Source organism: Treponema ruminis, assembly GCF_014201975.1.
Classification (GTDB): domain Bacteria; phylum Spirochaetota; class Spirochaetia; order Treponematales; family Treponemataceae; genus Treponema_D; species Treponema_D ruminis.
The window spans coordinates 194,626-212,106 of sequence record NZ_JACHFQ010000004.1; the positions used below are offsets into that span (position 1 = coordinate 194,626).

A 17,481-nucleotide genomic window follows, 5' to 3' on the forward strand; every position below is an offset into this window, starting at 1 on the left:
AACCTGCCTCGCAGGTTTTGCCCCTGAAGGGTCGCTCCCTACCCGCAACGCCCGCTAAATTTTGAGGATTAGAAGTGAATACAGAAAAAACGAAAGCACCAAGAAACCGCACCCTCACCCTGGAAGAATCTGAAATTCCCGCTCTCAAGGAACGGCTTATTAATATAGAAGATTTGTCTTCTTTTTTGGGAAATGATTCTTCTTGCCCGGTCGAAAAAATCCTCGACAAAACAATAAACGCTGACCTGCTTGAAGTCCTTCCTCTTCTTCCTGATGAATTCGCGGATTTAATCATAATCGACCCGCCTTACAATCTCACCAAGGATTTTCACGGAAAGGTCTTTAATGCCCGCTCGGAAGAGTCTTACGACGACTATCTTTCCACTTGGTTTCCGCTCGTGTGTAAAAAACTAAAGCCCACAGGCTCCCTCTATATCTGTGGCGACTGGAAGTGCACTTCTTCCCTTCAGAGGGTTGTTGAAAAGGAACTTACAGTCCTAAACAGAATCACCTGGCAGCGCGAAAAGGGCAGGGGGGCTTCTTCAAACTGGAAGAACTCAATGGAAGACATCTGGTTTGCGGTCAAAAATCCCAAGGATTATTACTTCGATGTCGAATCCGTAAAAATGAAGCGCAGGGTAATCGCCCCTTACAAGGAAAACGGAAAGCCCAAGGACTGGGACGAAAGCGAGGACGGCAACTTCCGCCTCACATATCCGGGAAACTTCTGGGATGACATTTCGATTCCCTTCTGGTCAATGCCCGAAAACACCGACCACCCGACCCAAAAGCCTGAAAAACTCTACGCAAAGCTTGTGCTTGCTTCAAGCCGACCAGGCGACATCGTCTTTGACCCCTTCCTTGGAAGCGGAACTGCGAGCGTGGTGGCAAAAAAACTCGGCCGCCGCTATGTCGGAATCGAGCAGAACGAAGAATACTGTCTCTGGGCAGAAAAACGCCTGGCCCGTGCCGAAAGCGACAAGTCAATTCAGGGTTACAGCAAGGGAGTTTTCTGGGAGCGCAACAGCCTTTCCGAGCAAAAGAAAAAATAATCTGTCTAAATCTTTGTTCAACTGTGGTTTATTTTTTTTCATTTTTTCTCTAAAATATTCTTACGAGGAAAAAATGGAAAACGCAACAAAATGTATTCATGCAGGCTATCAGCCTAAAAACGGCGAATCTCGAATGATTCCTATTATTCAGTCTACAACTTTCAAATATGATACTTCCGAGGACATGGGCAAGCTCTTTGACCTTGAGGCTTCGGGATATTTCTATACACGATTGCAGAACCCGACAAATGACATGGTTGCAGGCAAAATCTGTGCCCTTGAGGGCGGAACTGCCGCAATGCTCACATCAAGCGGTCAGGCTGCAAACTTCTTTGCCACATTCAACATCGCCCAGAACGGTGACCACATCGTAGCTTCAAGCTCAATTTACGGCGGCACTTTCAATCTTTTCAACGTCACCATGCGAAAAATGGGCGTTGACTTCACTTTCATCTCCCCGGACGCAAGCGACGAAGAAATTCAGGCCGCTTTCAAGCCTAACACAAAGGCTGTCTTTGGCGAGACAATTGCAAACCCGGCCCTCACAATCTTTGACATCGAACGCTGGGCAAAAATCGCACACAAGAACGGAGTTCCCCTCATCGTAGACAACACTTTCGCAACTCCAATCAACTGCCGTCCTTTTGAATGGGGCGCTGACATCGTAACTCACTCAACAACAAAATATCTCGACGGTCACGACGCAACTGTCGGCGGTTGTATCGTTGACTCAGGAAAATTCGACTGGATGGCTCACGCCGAAAAGTTCCCGGGCTTGTGCACTCCAGATGAAAGCTACCACGGAATCACATATGCCACAAAGTTCGGCAAAGAGGGTGCTTTCATCACAAAATGTACAGCCCAGCTCATGCGTGACTTCGGCTCAATCCAGGCTCCGATGAACGCATATCTTTTGAACCTGGGAATCGAATCCCTTCCAGTCCGAATCAAGCAGCACTGTGCAAACGGTCAGGCTGTAGCAGAATTCCTTGCAAGCCACAAAAATGTCGCATGGGTCAACTATCCGGGACTCAAAGGCAACAAATACTACGAGCTTGCCCAGAAATACATGCCTAACGGAACCTGTGGTGTCGTAAGTTTCGGCGTAAAGGGCGGAAGAAAGACTGCTGAAAAATTCATGAAGAACCTCAAGCTTGCCATGATTGCAACTCATGTCGCTGATGCCCGCACCTGTGTCCTTCATCCGGCTTCTGCAACTCACCGCCAGCTTACTGACGAAGAGCTTGTAGCATGCGGAGTAGGCCCTGACATGGTACGCTTCTCTTGCGGTATCGAGGCCACAGAGGATATCCTCGCTGACTTGAAGCAGGCCCTCGAAGCTATTTAAATTCTTGCTTTTATTCACTTTCTTGCCGATAATATATAGAAGAAATAAAAAAAGGATTTGTCCATGAAAAAACTTACAGGAATTATTTCGTCTTTTTTGGCTGCGGGCTTTTTGTTTACCGCTTGTGAACGGATCGACCTTGAAGGTATCGGTGAGCTTAATAAACTTGAGCTCTGGTACAGTCCATACACAAGTGATGCCGCACCTTTGCCAGAAGACAGCGTTTTGATTGACCACGTTGAAAAGGACTTGGGTATTTCTCTTAATGCCGTTCCTCTTCCTACAAACAAGGATGAGCAGGCGGAGGTTCTTCTTGATGCTGCAAAATCAAACTCTCTGCCAGATATTTTCATGGTCAACCGCGATGTCCTTACAACTCTTGTCCGTGAAAACTATGTTACCCGCGTTGACGGATTGTACGCCCTGATGCCGGAGCGAACTGTCAAAATGTACGATGACGCCTCAAAACAGGCAGCTTCCTTTGACGGAATTTGCTACGGTCTTTCTCAGTCTGGCTCAATTGACCGCAACGAGGGTATTTTGATCCGAAAAGACTGGCTTGACCGCCTGGGTCTTCCAATCCCTGTCACTTTGGATGACTATTATGATGTAATGAAAGCATTTACATTCAATGACCCGGACGGAAACGGTCGCAATGACACCTATGGATATGGCGCTTATGTTGATATTCGTGCCATTGAAGAAGGCCTGGGCTGCCGTTTTGCGCCTTTCTTTGGAGCTTTTGGAGTAGAAGGTACATTCAATTCTACAAAGAGCAATGCCGGCCTCAACATTCATAAACCAGAGTACAAGCAGGCTCTTGAATATATCCACAGGCTTGCGGAAGACGGTCTTATCGATCCCCGCTGGACAGTTCATTCTAAAAACAGCTTCCGTGAGGCATGGAAGTCCGGAAAAATCGGCATGATGCGTGAACAGAACGCCGCTTTTGCCCTTGAATCCAACTATAAAGATTTTGACGAGCGCTTCCCTGATGCAGAATGGATTTTGATTGATCCTCCTGTCGGACCAAAAGGCAAGTCTTCTGTTGGTGCCTATGCTACCGGTTACCGAATCTATGCGGTTTCCCGCCGGGCTCAGGAACTTGGAAAACTTCCGATTATTGCTAAATTCCTTGAATGGATGAGTACGGACGGCTACATCACTGCTGCATACGGTGAAGAAGCTGTAAACTACATGATTGACGATAACGGCGGAATCACAACTGAAGGTCTTCCTGATCCAAAATATGCCTATACTCAAAAGGCTGCCGCCCCGGTTCTTCAGCTTCGAAACCTTGTCTTCTATAATGGTGATGACGAACTTATTTCCCGCTATCCGACATGGTATTCAATAAACGGCAAGGAAATGAGTCCTCTTAAGCTCCTTCGCGACATGCAGAGTAAGCCGTGGACAGTTGCTGTTGCCAATCTCCCTGGAATTTCAAAAGAGCTCAAGGGCTTCTACGAAGAATGTGTAAAAGACTTCGTAACAGGCCGCCGCGATCTGGATACCTGGGAAATGTGGCTCAAGGAATTTGACAAGCATGGCGGTGCCGACTGGGAGCGACGCTGCATCCAGTATGCCGAGGCAAACGCCCTCCTTCTTGATGATGCAAAAGTCCTGCCAAAAGATAAGGCAAAAAACTAGGATTTGCAAGATACTTAAAATTCGCTATAATATCCACAATAGTTTTTACTGTTGTGGATTTTTTTTGTTTAAATAGGAGAAAATGAATTTTATGTCAAGGCGAAGAGTTGTAATCACAGGTTTGGGATGTGTTTCACCTGTTGGAAATTCAGTCGAAGAAACATGGAATAGCGTTAAAAACGGAAAATGCGGCGTTACAAACATCACGCTTTTTGATTCAAGCCGTCTTCCTGTAAAAGTTGCCGCTGAGGTAAAGGATTTTGACATCACAAAATACGGAATCGACTCAAAGGCCACCCGCAAGATGGCTCGTTTCTCAAAATTCTGTCTTGCCGCTTCAGCTCAGGCAATTTCTGATTCCGGTTACACTCCAGAGGCTTTAAAGGCCGAAAAAATGGGCGTCATGGTAGGCAACTGTCTCGGCGGAATCGAGGCAACAGAGGCTGGCTTCAACAAATTCTGCGATCCTTCTGCAGGTCCTGACCGTCTTCCACCGCTCACAACCCCGCTCATGATTTCAAACGAGGCTGCTGCAAACGTAAACATCTACTACGGATTCCAGGGGCTTTCATGGACAATCAATACAGCATGTGCTTCGGGCACTGATTCCCTGGGCCTTGCAAGTGACTTAATCCGTTCCGGCCGGGCTGACGTAATGCTGGCTGGCGGTACAGAGGCCGCAATCACAGAATTCAGCATTGCGACTTTCGTAAAATTGCAGGCACTTGCCTCAAAATTCAATGACAATCCTGAAAAGGCAAGCCGTCCTTTTGACCGGGACCGTGACGGTTTCGTAATGGCAGAAGGTTCGGCCATGTTCATCCTCGAAGAATATGAGCACGCAAAGGCTCGCGGCGCAAAAATCTATGCAGAAGTTGCAGGATTCGGTTCAAGCTGCGACGGCTATCACATCACAGCCCCTCTCCCTGATGGAAGCGGTGCTGCAAAGGCTGTTCAGCTTGCCCTTGAGGATGCAGGTCTTGCTCCAAGCGAAATCCAGTACTACAACGCTCACGGCACTTCTACCCACGCAAATGATTCCGGTGAAAGTGCCATGCTCAAGCTTGCTTTGGGTGAGGAAAACGCTCGAAAACTGCACATCTCTTCAACAAAGAGCATGACAGGCCACTTGGTCGGTGCTGCCGGTGCAATCGAGGCTCTTTTCTGCGTAAAGGCAATCAACGAGGGCTTCATTCCGCCTACAATCAACATCGAAAATCAGGACGTAGAGGGTGGCTGTGACTTGGACTACACTCCTAACAAGGGCATTGCCTGTGATGTAAAAGTTGCCGCAAGTGCTTCCCTTGGATTTGGCGGTCACAACGGCTGTATCATCATCAAAAAATTCGAAAACTAAAGCTTAAAACGGAAAATAAAAATGAGAAAGATTTTATCAGTATTGCTGCTTGGTGCTTTGCTTCTTAATCAAGCTCTTTTTGCCCAGGCTGGTGAAGCTCAGGCTTCAGAAGATTCAGACGTAACTTTTTCTGTCGAGTCTTCTGAATCGGAGTCTTCCGGCTGGCTTCACGAAAATGACGGCAAAAAACACTGGTTTACTGCAATCGGCGGAATGTTGTTCTTCAACGTAGGCCTTGCATCATACAACCGCTGGGTTCTTGGTTCTGGCTGGGCTCAGGTAGGACCGGAGCAATGGAACCATTTCTGGGAGCGCGAAGTCTTGTACGACCGTGACTGGTACTGGACAAATTTCGTCCTTCATCCTTACCAGGGCGGACTTTACTACCAGTCTTCACGAAACGCAAACCTCAATCAGCTTGAATCTTTCGCAGTTACCCTTGTCGGAGCAAGTTTCTGGGAATATCTCTGTGAGACAAATGCTCCTTCAACCAACGACCTTTATTACACGACGGTTGGTTCTTTTGCGATGGGCGAAATGCTTTACCGACTTTCTTTGAATGCTGATGAAATTTCAAGCCTTTTGGGCCTTGCAGTAAACCCGATGAGGATTTGGAGTCAGGCCTGGCTCAGGCAGAAGCCCCTGGGAACAAGCCGCAACATTCATGAATTGTCCCTCAAATTCAATGTTGGAACTTCACGCGCCTATACGGAGATTTCAGATTTTGATTCTTCTCTTTATGATCAGCATGAAGTTTATCCTTTCTATTTCAATCCTTCGATTTATATCGTTTACAATGACCCTTACGGCCATGATTCAAATGATCCTTATTCTCAGTTTGAGCTGGAAATTTCAGCTTCAGTAGGAAAAGGTTCGGGAAAAGGCTCTGTCTGTCAGTACACGGAACTGGACAAAAAGATTATGTACGACATCCGGATTCTTAGTGACGGAATGCTCTTTGCCCGCGCTCCTCAATTTTCTGAAAACTCTGATACAACTCTCGGTCTTGTAATGGAATATGAGTTCGACTGGCATCAGTTCTATGAACTTTCTGCTCTCGGCCCTGGTCTTGCCATCAAGCAGCGCCATCGTTTTGAAAATTCAAATCTTGAATGGCAGCTTCACGGCGCATGGAACGTAATGGGCACCACGGACTACTATTATTATCACCGCCCGGTCGTCAAGCAGACAGCCGGCGTTGTCAGGGATTACAGCATGACGACTGGTCCTATGACTGTGCTAAAATTGCGCTATATAAGCGAGAAAGGCAAAACTTTAAACTTGAATTTCCGCGGATATGCAATGTATGATTATTATGAGCAGCTTCAGGAAGATTCTGCTTGTCCAAGTTCAGGCTGGGAATTTATTGGCGTTACGAACCTTGGATTCGAGATTCCTGTATCAAAGCGCGTTAGAATAGGTGTAGAGGATGAAATCTACGCCAAGCGTACTTTCTACAAAAAAGTACCTGATATTCTGCAGATTCTTAATTCTGGTAGCGTGTATGCCAGGCTCCACTTGAAGTAATCCTTTTTTACAGGGGGCAGCATGAAATTTACTTCTACAAGAAATCCGTCTGAGTCTGTAAATTTTGCGAAAGCAGTTCTTGACTGTATGCCGGAAGACGGCGGTTTGTATATTCCTGAAGAATTCGCAGATTTACGAAAATGGATTTTGTACACGAATGAAAACACTTCATTTTCAAGCATTGCGGGCACTTTGACTTCTGCCTGCATCAATACAGAATTTTCGCCGATTATTTGTGAGACGATTGCGACAAAGGCTTTTCCTTTTTCTCCAAAAGTCCAGAAAATTGACGAAAATCTTTTTACCCTTGAGCTTTATCACACTCCGTCCGGCAGCCACAAGGAATTCGGCGTTTCATATCTTGTAAACTGTCTCGAAACAATCCTTACCCTGCAGGGGGGCACGGCTACTTTTCTTGACGCTACAACCGGCGAGATTGCTTCAAGCCTTGCGCGTGCCATTCGCGGCAAAAAGAACTTAAAGGCTGTCCTTTTGTTTCCAAAGGGCTTTGTCCGAGGTTTAATCAAAGAAGATTTTGTCTGGAACGGCGGAAACGTGCTTCCAGTTGAAGTTGACGGTGATGAAAAATGCTGTCATGAGCTTGTCCGGGAGATTTTTGCCAACCGTTCTCTGGTCGAAAAATACAATCTCACTGTTGCAAATACTGCAAACATCGGCCGCCTCATGCCTCAGACTTTTTTCTATCCATATGCTTTCAGTCAGCTAAAGAATCAGGTGACTGGCGGTATTTTCTATGCAATGCCTTGCGGAAACTATTCAAATCTGGTTGCAGGCCTTTATTCATGGCGGCTTTCCCTGCCGGTTAACGGATTTATCTGCCCGACCAGCGATGAAATCAAAGTTGACCTGGAAGGAAACTGCGAGATTATGGACAGCATCGTTGATTTGAAAAACCGGGGAAATGCTGATCCTGCAAGTCCGTCAAACCTTGAGCGTCTGGAAGAGATTTTTACGACAAGTTCCCTTATGCTCAAGCACTTCGTTTATCCGGCTCAGGTTTCAAAAGAAGAGACCGAAGCCGCCTGCCAGAAACTCTTCAAGGACTATGGAATTTATGCCAATAAATCAACGAGCCGGGCTTATGCCGCCGCACTCAAGCGCAACGACATCTTCGGTGACGAAGGTTCATCGGTTGTTCTTGTAATGCGCGACCACCCGGCTCTTGACAGCGAGTTTATCCGCCATACTTTGGGTAAGGCTCCTGAACTCCCCAACGAAAATCCAGACTCCCTCATCCCAACTGAACTCAAGCATCCTTGTGTCAGTTCTTCAGAGGAAGTCATGCTGATTATTGCTGACGAGCTTTAGTCTTTGGCTTGAATGCCTTAACGAAATCCTCACACTTGTATTCAGCTTTCTTTTGAGCGGCATTGAGTTTCTTAAAGAGGGACTCAATTGCTGCTTTTTTGCCTGCGCTCGCCTTAAGAAGAAGAATCTTCTTGTACAAATCAAGGCTTGATTCCATTTTTTCTTTATTGAACCATTTTGTGCCGTTGAATTCGTTTGCTCCCAGCAAGGTCCATGAATTTTCTGAAAGGGCAAGATTTGAAGCAATTGCAAGCAAGTCTTCTTTTGCTGAAGCTTCAGTGAGCCGTGGCAATTTTTCTTCTGCAATCATGAATGCACGCTTGAAGAAATCGAATGAAGTCATGTCGCCGATCGGTGTATTGCCTGTAAATTCTGCAATCTTTCTTTCCAGACTCCACTTGCGGGCAAACTTGCTTTCTGCGATAGGAGCGAGGGCACTGAAAATGTAGAGGTAAATCTCATCGTTCGTGATTTTTCGCCCGCTTGGGAAAGCAAATGATTTTGGAAGGACAAAAGGCGTAAACTTGACGGTCGTTTTTTCAAGGGCGGCCAGCTTTTTCTCCAGTTCTTTGAGAAAAGGAGAAGAGAGTTTTTTGGCTTTTGCAGAAGATTTTGCCTTGGCAAGATTTCCTGCAACTTCAAGTTTTGTTTTTTCTTCTTCAATTTGGAGCTCAATTTCTGCCTTTTCCTTTGCAATAAGCTCCTTTTGCTCTACGATGTATTCCTTTTCAGCAAATTCGTTGGCTGTCTTGTAGAAATATTCGAGAGGGGTAGAGATAAGCTTTTTGACGCCAGAAGCTGTCGCTTTCTTCAATTCTGCCTCTTTGAGTTCCTTTGCGCTCATTTTGAGGCTGCCGAGGGCAGTGCAGAGTTCCGAAGAAATAACGTTCTGGAAGGCCTGATAGAGGTTCTTGTAGTGCAAGTCCTGCCATGCCGTGTGCAGGTCCTGACAGCCCCTTCCGCCCAGGAAGTCACAGAGTTCTTTGAGGGAGCCGTTTACATCACGTTCCTGACGGATGTCCATGAAAATTTGGGTTTCAAATCCGTTGAGCGAGATGAACATGCCCTGCTCGCAGATATCGCGGGACTTTCTGATGTACCAGAGGTTGCTCCTGTCTTCGCGGAAAATCGTGTAGTAGTCATCTTCGGCCAGAAGCCCCAGTCCCTCTGAGATTGAGCGTGAGACGAGCTTTTTGTCGTTTTCGCCGCTGCCTGTTTTGACAGCGTATTCACAAGACTGCTTGATCCAGCCGCTTGCCCTCTCATATTTATTATTATAGAAGACAACCGTATATTCGTTTCCGCAGCGGTTTGAATATGCGAAGATGTTTTCGTTTACGCTGCCGTTGTTCCATACGTCGTAGAAGAGGAAATCTTCAACTCCAGCAAAGAGATAGCGCTTTTTGAGGAGAGGGAAAATCTCACGCTTGTGGCGTTCGACCAGATATCCGTCAGGCTGCTCGTCCTTGTAGGCCCTTGTGTATTCCATGCCGTACTTTTCTTCAAAGCCTTCGATCTGGCCGTGACCAAACATAGGAAGACCAGGCATTGTGGCCATGAGGGTACAGACACCGAAATATTTGTCGCCTTTACCGAACTGGGCTACGGCAGTTTCTTCGTCCGGGTTGTTCATGAAGTTTACATAGCGCTTGAGAATCTGCGGATCGAAGTTGATTGTATTTTTGACCGTCTGGCGGTACTTGTAGTTTTCTTCTTTTTTGAGCATGTTCATGAATGCTGAGTTGTAAACACGGTGCATTCCGAGCGTGCGCGTAAAGTATCCTTCCATCATCCAGAAAGCTTCGGCGAGAAGGAGGGTGTCAGGAACTTCCTTTGCAACGCGGTCAACGACTTCACGCCAGAATTCATTTGGAATCCGGTTTTCAAATTCCTGTGCAGAAAGGGCTGATTCTGAGCGGCTGGCAATGTCTCCGCCCTTTCCAGGCTCCGGGTACCAGAGGCGCTTGATGTGCTTTTTGGCAAGAACCATTGCGGCATCAAAGCGGATGATAGGGAAGTTCCGGGCAACATGAAGAATTTTCTGCATGACTTCTTCGCGGGCGGCCGGATTCAAAAAGTCAATCTGGGCCGTGTCGTTCCATGGCATGCCGGTGCCGTCGTTTCCGTGATAAATGTATCGCGTGTCACCTGTAGCCGTATCAACTCGCTTAAAGCAGACGGCACAGTCAGTTTTTGAGTAATAGTGGTCTTCAAGATAAACGGCAACCCTTCCGTCGTGGCTTAAATTTACGCCGTTGAATGTGTATGAAGGGAAGGGACAGTCCCGCCTTTGAACGAAGAGATCCGGCTTTTCGACAACCCAGCGGGCGTCCATGCCTGTGTGGTTTGGAACCATGTCGCTTGCAAGGCGGATTCCTCGCTGCCAGAGCCGGGCACGAAGGTTTGCAAGTGCGTCCCAGCCGCCGAGATTCCATGCGATTTCGTAGTCATCCAAAGAATATGCCGAAGCCGCTGCCTCAGGGTTTCCGCAAATCTGCTTGATTGTGCGGCTGGCCTGGCTTCGCTCCCAGAGACCAATCAGCCACAAGCCTGTAAATCCTTCATCACGGAGCAGGTCAAGTTCTTCGTCCGGAATCTGGTCGAGGCGGTTGATTTCGCGCTTGTATTTTTTTGAAAGCTGGTAGAGCCATACGAGGACGGTCTTTGCCATGAGGACAACCCTTGGCATCCATTCCTTGTCGTCGCTGAATCGCTCGTACTCGCGCATAAGGTAATCGTAGTTTGGAGGAGACATGTCTGCATCCCCGCCGTTCGTCGGGTGCCAGGCTGCCTTCCATTCCTCAGCAAGGAGGTCACTTCCGCCTAAAAGACGCTTGAGCCAGTAATCTTCGCCTTCGCCCTCGCCCGGAACAAGCAGGTCTGCCCAGTGGGTGCGGACATAATTGAGCTGTTCCTGAAGGTTGTCCGGTGCAAAATTAACAGGCTCCCTGAGGAAGGTGATTAAATCGTGACCGAAAGTGCCCCAGTAAGGAAGCTTTTTGAAATATGCCTGAATCTGAGTCCAGATTGCTGACCATTTCGGATTGGAAGCAAGCTTTGAATCATCAAAAAGATCGATGAAAGGTTTGAATGCCGGGTTTTCATTGTCGAGATGAAGCATGACCAGCTCTTCAAGAACCTGCTCCCGGTTTGTGCGGACCCGGCCGGTCTTGCGCTCTGTAAGCTCGGTGTTTAAATAATCTTCTATAGAAATGTTACCCTTGTAAACTTCGGTGGGCGGGAATTCTGCGCAGAAATCAAGAATGACCTGATTGATTACATCCTTGCCGAAAGAAGCTTCCAAATCTGAAAGAAGTTCCTTGAAAGAATCAGGGTATTTCTGGCGGCGGTAAGTGTAGCAGGCCAGATGGAAAATTTCGTCGAGCAGGCCCATTGCATTGAGGGTTCCTGCTGAAATTTGTGTTTTATTCTTTCTTATAAGATATTCATTGAAGCGAGTTTGAAAATCACGAACTGCCTTGATATTTGCAAGAATTACGTTACCTGACGAGGCAAACAAGCCCTGTGAAAAATTACATGCATCACGAACAGATTTTGCAATATGAAATTCGTTGTACGAGTAGGTCAAAATATGCCCCCAGTATTTTTTAATTGATTTCAACTATTATATCATGAATCCGTTTTATTGCACTAAAAAAATCCTTTTATTTTAAGAAAATCTACTTTTTTTCCATCTTTTGGCAAAAAATGTGAATTTTTTACAACAATTCAGACTTTTATTATATCTTTTCTGACTTTTTTTCCTTTATTTGTGAAAACTTATGTGTTACAATTCAAAAATGATTGAAAACAAGACCGGTGTGGCAATCCCCCTGTCGGCATTGCGCACAGAATCAACTCCAGTTGTTGGAGAATTTTGCTCACTTATCGAATTTGCTGATTTTGCATCAAAGGCTGGGCTTTCTGTAATCCAGCTCCTTCCTGTTTTGGACACAGGTATGCAAAGTTCACCTTACTCTTCTCTTTCGGCTTTTGCCCTTCATCCAATGTACATTCATTTGGAAGATCTCGAAGAATTCAAGATTTGCTTCGAAAAGGACTCAGACTTCAAAAAAACTTACGAGGCATATCTTCAGCATAAAAAAGACGAACGTTTTGACTATGAGTTCATCGTAAATTCAAAGGATTTCTTCCTGCGCAAGATGTTCTCTCAGCTCGTTCATTCGGCTGGCAGTAAAAATGTCCCGAAAATGAATGAGACAATCACAGATTTTATCAAAGAAAATGAAGAGTGGCTTCCTTTCTATTGTGTCTACAAATATCTGAAGTATAAATTCATGCAGGCAAGCTGGAAGGAATGGGATAAATCTTATCAAAAGCTCTCAAAAGAAGAAATTCTGGCTATGTGGAAGGATGAATCCCTCAAAAAGGATATGTATTTCTATGCCTGGGAACAGCTCGTGGCATTCCGCCAGTTTGCTAAGGCTGCTGAATATGTCCGAAAAGCTGGAATCGTTCTCAAGGGCGACCTTCCTATTTTGCTAAACGAAGATTCCTGCGATGTCTGGGCTTGTCCTGAAGTCTTTAACCAGAAATGCAAGGCCGGCTCACCTCCTGACGGAGAAAATCCGACCGGTCAGAACTGGGGCTTCCCATGCTACGATTTCCCGAGTCAGGAAAAAGATAATTTCGCATGGTGGCGGCTTCGAATCAGACTTGCTTCAAAATTCTTTGATGCCTACCGCCTCGACCATATTCCGGGCTTCTTCCGCCTTTGGACTATTCCTGACGGTGAGTCAACCGCTGAAATGGGCCACACGGAGCCTTTCGAACCGATTACAGAAGCTCAGCTCATCAAGGCAGGCTTTTCAAAAGAGCGCATCCGCTGGCTTTCTCAGCCTCATATTCCTACCGAAGACTTTATCCGCCTCATTGGCAATCCGGAGACTACCCGTGAAATCTTGAGCATGGTCTGTGACAGAATCGGTTGGGAAGAACTCTGGCTTTTCAAGGCAAACGTAAAAACCGAAGCTGACATTCGAAAAATCAATATTGATAAGTACGGAATCGACCAGTCAATTCAGGTGGAAATCTTCAACCGCCTGTGCGCATGGTGGAAAAACCGCACTTTAATCGAAGTCGGCAAAAATAAATTCGCCCCCCTGTGGAAATATTACGAAACAAGAGCCTGGAACACCCTCTCTCAGGGTGAAAAGGACATTCTTGGCGGAATTTTCTACGAAGTTTCTCAAAAACAGGAAAAACTCTGGCAGAAACAAGCCGAAAAAATTTTCTCTGCTCTTATCTCTGAATCTAAAATGACACCTTGCGGCGAGGATTTGGGAGTTTATATTCCATGCATGGAAACTGTTCTCGATAAATATGGAATTCTGGGCCTTAAAGTTATCCGCTGGTGCCGAAAATGGGAAAAGACAAATCAGCCTTTCGTAAGCCTTAAGAGCTACAGAAAGCTCAGCATCGTAACGACCAGTGTTCATGACTCTTCAACCCTGCGAGAATGGTACGGTGAGGAAATCAAGCACATTGGAATTCCTGCCGAAAAAATCAGTCCTGAGCACTTCTTTGAAAAGTACGACATCGATTCTTTTGGTGCCGAGGCTTACAATTTCCACTTTACGGATGAACTTATTCCTGAAACAGCCCAGCTGCTTCTCGAAACTCTGGCCAAAACAAGCGGTGCCTGGTTCGTAAATCCTTTGCAGGACTGGCTTTACCTTGATTCAAAGTACTATGCTCCTGATGTTAAGACGGAACGAATCAATGTACCTGGCTCGGTAACTGCTTTCAACTGGACATGGCGAATGCCGGTCATGGTCGAAAAGCTTTCCGAGAACAAAAAGCTGATTGAAAAAATCGCACAGGTAGTAAAGATTCACGATTCTCAGGAATAAGTGGAATCTACTCGCACCATCCGTAGTGCCAATGCCAGACGGGGCGGGCGAGTGCGTAGCTGAATGGCTGTTTTCGCTCGAAGTCGGGCAGCCATTCGGTGTCGGCGCATAAATCCTGGTAGAAAAGATAGTCAAAGTCGTATGCTTCGATTAAATCTTTTAAATCTGCATCCTCGTTTTCATTTACAAGGCGGTTTTCTATAGAAGAAAGTGATGCCTTTCGCTTTGCAAGTTCTTCTTTGCTGCCTTTAAATGGAACCGGCGTGTACTGGCTCATCAGCGAAATGATTGCCTTTCCGTTTGCATTGCCTTTAAGCCATTCCAAAACATCAGCCGTCTCAAAAAATCTTCCCGGCAAGAAAAGGTGACGGACTATTACGCCCTGTAAGATTTTGTCCTTTGAGACTTTCTTTCCGTCAACTTCCTTTGTAACGCTCTCAATTTTGAGGGGATTATGCTCAATCATCCATGAAATCGCTTCTTTTGCCCGATCTGGATAGTCTTGGGCAGCGCAAAGGGATTTTGAAAGTTCTGAACTGAGGGTTTTGAGGTCAGGAAGATAGATTGTGACAAGGCCGTCCAGCATTTTTAAAGACTCAACTGAATCATAGCCGCTTGAATTCCAGCAGACCGGAAGTTTAAGCCCCTTTTTCCTTGCTTCTTCAAGTCCTTCTGCAATTGCAGGAACGTGATGGCTTCCTGTTACAAGATTAATGTTTTCTGCACCTGCTTCTTCGAGCCTCAGACAAATTTCAGCAAATTCTTCTTTGGAAACTTCAGCTCCCATTCCCTGCTGGCTTATCTGGTAGTTCTGGCAGAATGCACAACGTAAATTGCAGCCAGTTAAGAAAATAGTGCCGCTACCCCCGTGAACCGTAATCAGGGGTTCCTCGCCAAAATGAAGGCAGGCCACGGCTATTCGGATGGATTCTGGTTCCTTGCAAAAACCGAGTGAGGATTTTCTGTTTACCCCGCAGTTTCGCGGGCACTGACGGCAATTTTCGTACAAATTCATTTTATTCTAGCGCACCATTCTGCAAAATCAGGTTCATCATGCTCTGGAGTGAGTCAAGGTCAAGGTTTTCTGCCTCATCGTCAACGAAATCGCGCAGTGTTTCCCAGTCATCTGATGTAAGAACTGAAAAATCAGCGTCTTCTTCGCTGTCGGCAAAGCTCTGAAATGCCTTGATTCGCTCGATATTCTGCTCGCTTGGTTCATTTGCCAAGTCTTCTGAGCCCAGGATATAGGTGTTGAGCCAGTAATCGCTGATTGAAAGTGCAAGTGAACCGAGATTACGGTTGTTGTTTGCGAAAAGTTTTGCGATTTGAGTGCAGGCTCTTTTTGCATCGTAGTGGCCGCCGTTGTTTGCACGGTCGAATTTGATTATCTTTTGAATGTCCGAAAGGAATTTATCGATTGTAGTCATGATTTTATTATACAAAAAAAATTACACTATTGGTAGCGTTTTTACTTGACTTTTGGCTTACATGGAAACTACACTGAATATATGGACTTAAAGACAGTATTAACACCTGACACAGTAGAATTGCACCTCAAAGGTAAAACTAAAGAAGAAATTATCGATGAGATGCTTGATATTCTCATTAAAGCTGGGAAAGTAGCAGATAAGGCTACGGCTCGCGAATGTGTGCTTGACCGCGAACGCAAAATGTCTACAGGCATGAAGCACGGAATTGCAATTCCACACGGCAAAACTGACACAGTCGCTGATTTGGTTGCATGTATTGGTATTTCTGACAATCCGGTTGATTTTGATTCTTTGGATCAGGAGCCATGCCGCATTTTCATCATGACTCTTTCGCCAATCAACAAAACTGGGCCACACCTTCAGTTCCTTGCAGAAGTAAGCTTGCTCTTCAAGAGTGCTGAGAAACGAGCACAGATTTTGAACACTCAGGATAAGGCTGAGGTTATCAAAATCCTTACCGAATAGGATTAAGAAGAATAAGATTATTTCTCAATGGAAATCTCTACTAGCTACAGTAGAGATTTTTTACTATTTAAAAGGTTGCTATGAAATTAGAGCGATTATTTGAAGTAAAAGAAAGCAAACTCTATAAAGTTTCAGGAGAAGCTTTTCCAACAGAGGGCAAGGCTTATCCTGTAAAATGGAGCAGCGTAGAGGGCGGGGCAGAGGAGTATAACGAAGATTTTCTTGCAAAGCTCCGTGACGATCTAAAGGCTCTTGAAGAAAAAAATCTCTTCGTTTTTATCGAACCTGTTTTTGATAAAAGCGCAGGGTATGAGCAGTTTACGGCCGCAATGAAGCACACGGCCCGCCGAATCAAGGATTGTGTCTCAGTTATTGGCTTTGCAATTCCAGCTGAAGTTCTTGAACATAAATCATTCTACATTGAAGAACTTTCTGCTAAACATCAGCAGTATTGCTTCTTTTGCAAGGAAAATGCCGGAAGTGATGTTGTTTTATACTAACTGTAAAACAATGGTATTAAAATAATAAAATTGCGAAAAAGCGCGTTAAATGCGGAATTTTCAGCGTGAAAACATAAAATTCTCTGAAAATTCCATTGACTGAAAATAGTTTTTTTGCAATCATGGGTGGCATGAATAAAGTTAACGCTAGAATTTTCGGCGGAACATTAGCATTCAGTTCTCTTTTATTGGCAGTTTGTCTGCTCGTTTTTATGCTGATTCCGTCTACCGCCGAAAAGAAAGAGCCGGAAAAAGAAATCCCAGATTTCAATATGCTCAATAGCATGGATTTCACTGAGGAATATTTTGCAGAGGCCGGCTTTAAGACAGAATACGCAGATGACTATTCTCCAGAAGATGATGAGGGACTGGCTTTGTATCGTCAGCCTCAATCTCGCCCGGCGGTTGAGTGGTTCTACACTCATGTTACAAGCAATCGTGAAGTTGCCCTTGCAATTCTTGAAAATGCCGACAAGAACGATATTCCGCTTTCGCTTGCATTCGCCCTTGCATTTGTTGAAAGCCGTTTCAAGTCAAACGCTGTAAATGCAAACACCAACCGCACAATTGACCGTGGTCTTTTCCAGCTCAACAGCGCCACATTCCCAAAGCTCACTGAGTCAGAATTCTTTGACCCGAAAGTGAGTGCAAAATATGGAATGAGTCATTTACGTTACTGCATGGACATTGCCGGTAACGAAATTACAGCACTGGCCATGTACAATGCCGGAGCTTCCCGCGTAAAGCAGAACAAGACTCCCCAGCACACGCTCAATTATGTAGCTAAAATTTCAAATTACCGGGTTCATCTGGAGAGCAAATTCTCTACAGAAGTCCTCGCTTTCTATTCAACTCCAGGCAACACAGCCCTGGCAAAAAAATAATAAAAA

13 protein-coding genes are annotated in these 17,481 nt (G+C 45.6%); 10 read left to right on the plus strand and 3 right to left on the minus strand.

Translation table 11 applies throughout. The features are described 5' to 3' along the window. Positions 1 to 74 precede the first annotated feature (74 nt). From HNP76_RS06980 to HNP76_RS07005, 6 genes are all read left to right on the plus strand, one after another. Positions 75 to 1,052 (plus strand): DNA-methyltransferase, encoded by a 978-nt coding sequence (locus tag HNP76_RS06980; RefSeq protein ID WP_184658910.1) that lies wholly within the window; start codon positions 75 to 77, stop codon positions 1,050 to 1,052. A gap of 73 nt (positions 1,053 to 1,125) precedes the next feature. Then, positions 1,126 to 2,400: an O-acetylhomoserine aminocarboxypropyltransferase/cysteine synthase family protein gene (locus HNP76_RS06985; protein WP_184658912.1), complete on the plus strand. Its 1,275-nt coding sequence runs from the start codon at positions 1,126 to 1,128 to the stop codon at positions 2,398 to 2,400. 63 nt (positions 2,401 to 2,463) lie between these two features. Beyond that, the gene (locus tag HNP76_RS06990) at positions 2,464 to 4,050 is read left to right on the plus strand and encodes an extracellular solute-binding protein (protein WP_184658914.1); all 1,587 of its coding nucleotides are present in this window, start codon (positions 2,464 to 2,466) and stop codon (positions 4,048 to 4,050) included. A gap of 91 nt (positions 4,051 to 4,141) precedes the next feature. Beyond that, the gene (gene fabF / locus HNP76_RS06995) at positions 4,142 to 5,407 is read left to right on the plus strand and encodes a beta-ketoacyl-ACP synthase II (protein WP_184658916.1); all 1,266 of its coding nucleotides are present in this window, start codon (positions 4,142 to 4,144) and stop codon (positions 5,405 to 5,407) included. Between the two features lie 21 nt (positions 5,408 to 5,428). Next, positions 5,429 to 6,934, plus strand: a complete 1,506-nt coding sequence (locus HNP76_RS07000) for a DUF3943 domain-containing protein (protein WP_184658918.1) — start codon at positions 5,429 to 5,431, stop codon at positions 6,932 to 6,934. Between the two features lie 21 nt (positions 6,935 to 6,955). Then, a complete protein-coding gene (locus tag HNP76_RS07005) occupies positions 6,956 to 8,263 on the plus strand; it encodes a pyridoxal-phosphate dependent enzyme (protein ID WP_184658920.1) in 1,308 nt (435 codons plus the stop codon). Here the strand turns inward: HNP76_RS07005 and HNP76_RS07010 are convergent. Then, positions 8,244 to 11,852, minus strand: a complete 3,609-nt coding sequence (locus HNP76_RS07010; protein ID WP_184658922.1) for an alpha-amylase family glycosyl hydrolase — start codon at positions 11,850 to 11,852, stop codon at positions 8,244 to 8,246. The genes HNP76_RS07005 and HNP76_RS07010 overlap by 20 nt on opposite strands. Before the next feature lie 193 nt (positions 11,853 to 12,045). Here HNP76_RS07010 and malQ point away from each other — a divergent pair, with 193 nt between their 5' ends. Then, positions 12,046 to 14,136: a 4-alpha-glucanotransferase gene (gene malQ / locus HNP76_RS07015; RefSeq protein ID WP_260309203.1), complete on the plus strand. Its 2,091-nt coding sequence runs from the start codon at positions 12,046 to 12,048 to the stop codon at positions 14,134 to 14,136. Positions 14,137 to 14,143: 7 nt separating this feature from the next. On the opposite strand, the gene HNP76_RS07020 is transcribed toward malQ, so the two are convergent. Together HNP76_RS07020 and HNP76_RS07025 are read right to left on the minus strand one after the other, a co-directional pair. Next, positions 14,144 to 15,151: a radical SAM protein gene (locus tag HNP76_RS07020; protein WP_184658926.1), complete on the minus strand. Its 1,008-nt coding sequence runs from the start codon at positions 15,149 to 15,151 to the stop codon at positions 14,144 to 14,146. 1 nt (position 15,152) lies between these two features. Beyond that, a complete protein-coding gene (locus tag HNP76_RS07025) occupies positions 15,153 to 15,563 on the minus strand; it encodes a hypothetical protein (protein ID WP_184658928.1) in 411 nt (136 codons plus the stop codon). 81 nt (positions 15,564 to 15,644) lie between these two features. Between HNP76_RS07025 and HNP76_RS07030 the strand changes: the two genes are divergently transcribed. The 3 genes from HNP76_RS07030 to HNP76_RS07040 all read left to right on the plus strand — a co-directional run bounded on the left by HNP76_RS07030 (position 15,645) and on the right by HNP76_RS07040 (position 17,475). After that, positions 15,645 to 16,091 carry a PTS sugar transporter subunit IIA gene (locus HNP76_RS07030; RefSeq protein WP_184658930.1) on the plus strand — a complete coding sequence of 149 codons (447 nt, stop codon included), beginning with the start codon at positions 15,645 to 15,647 and terminating at the stop codon, positions 16,089 to 16,091. A gap of 80 nt (positions 16,092 to 16,171) precedes the next feature. After that, entirely contained in the window at positions 16,172 to 16,591 is a 420-nt protein-coding gene (locus HNP76_RS07035; RefSeq protein ID WP_184658932.1) for a hypothetical protein, read from the plus strand. Between the two features lie 131 nt (positions 16,592 to 16,722). Continuing rightward, entirely contained in the window at positions 16,723 to 17,475 is a 753-nt protein-coding gene (locus tag HNP76_RS07040; protein WP_246462638.1) for a lytic transglycosylase domain-containing protein, read from the plus strand. Positions 17,476 to 17,481 lie beyond the last annotated feature (6 nt).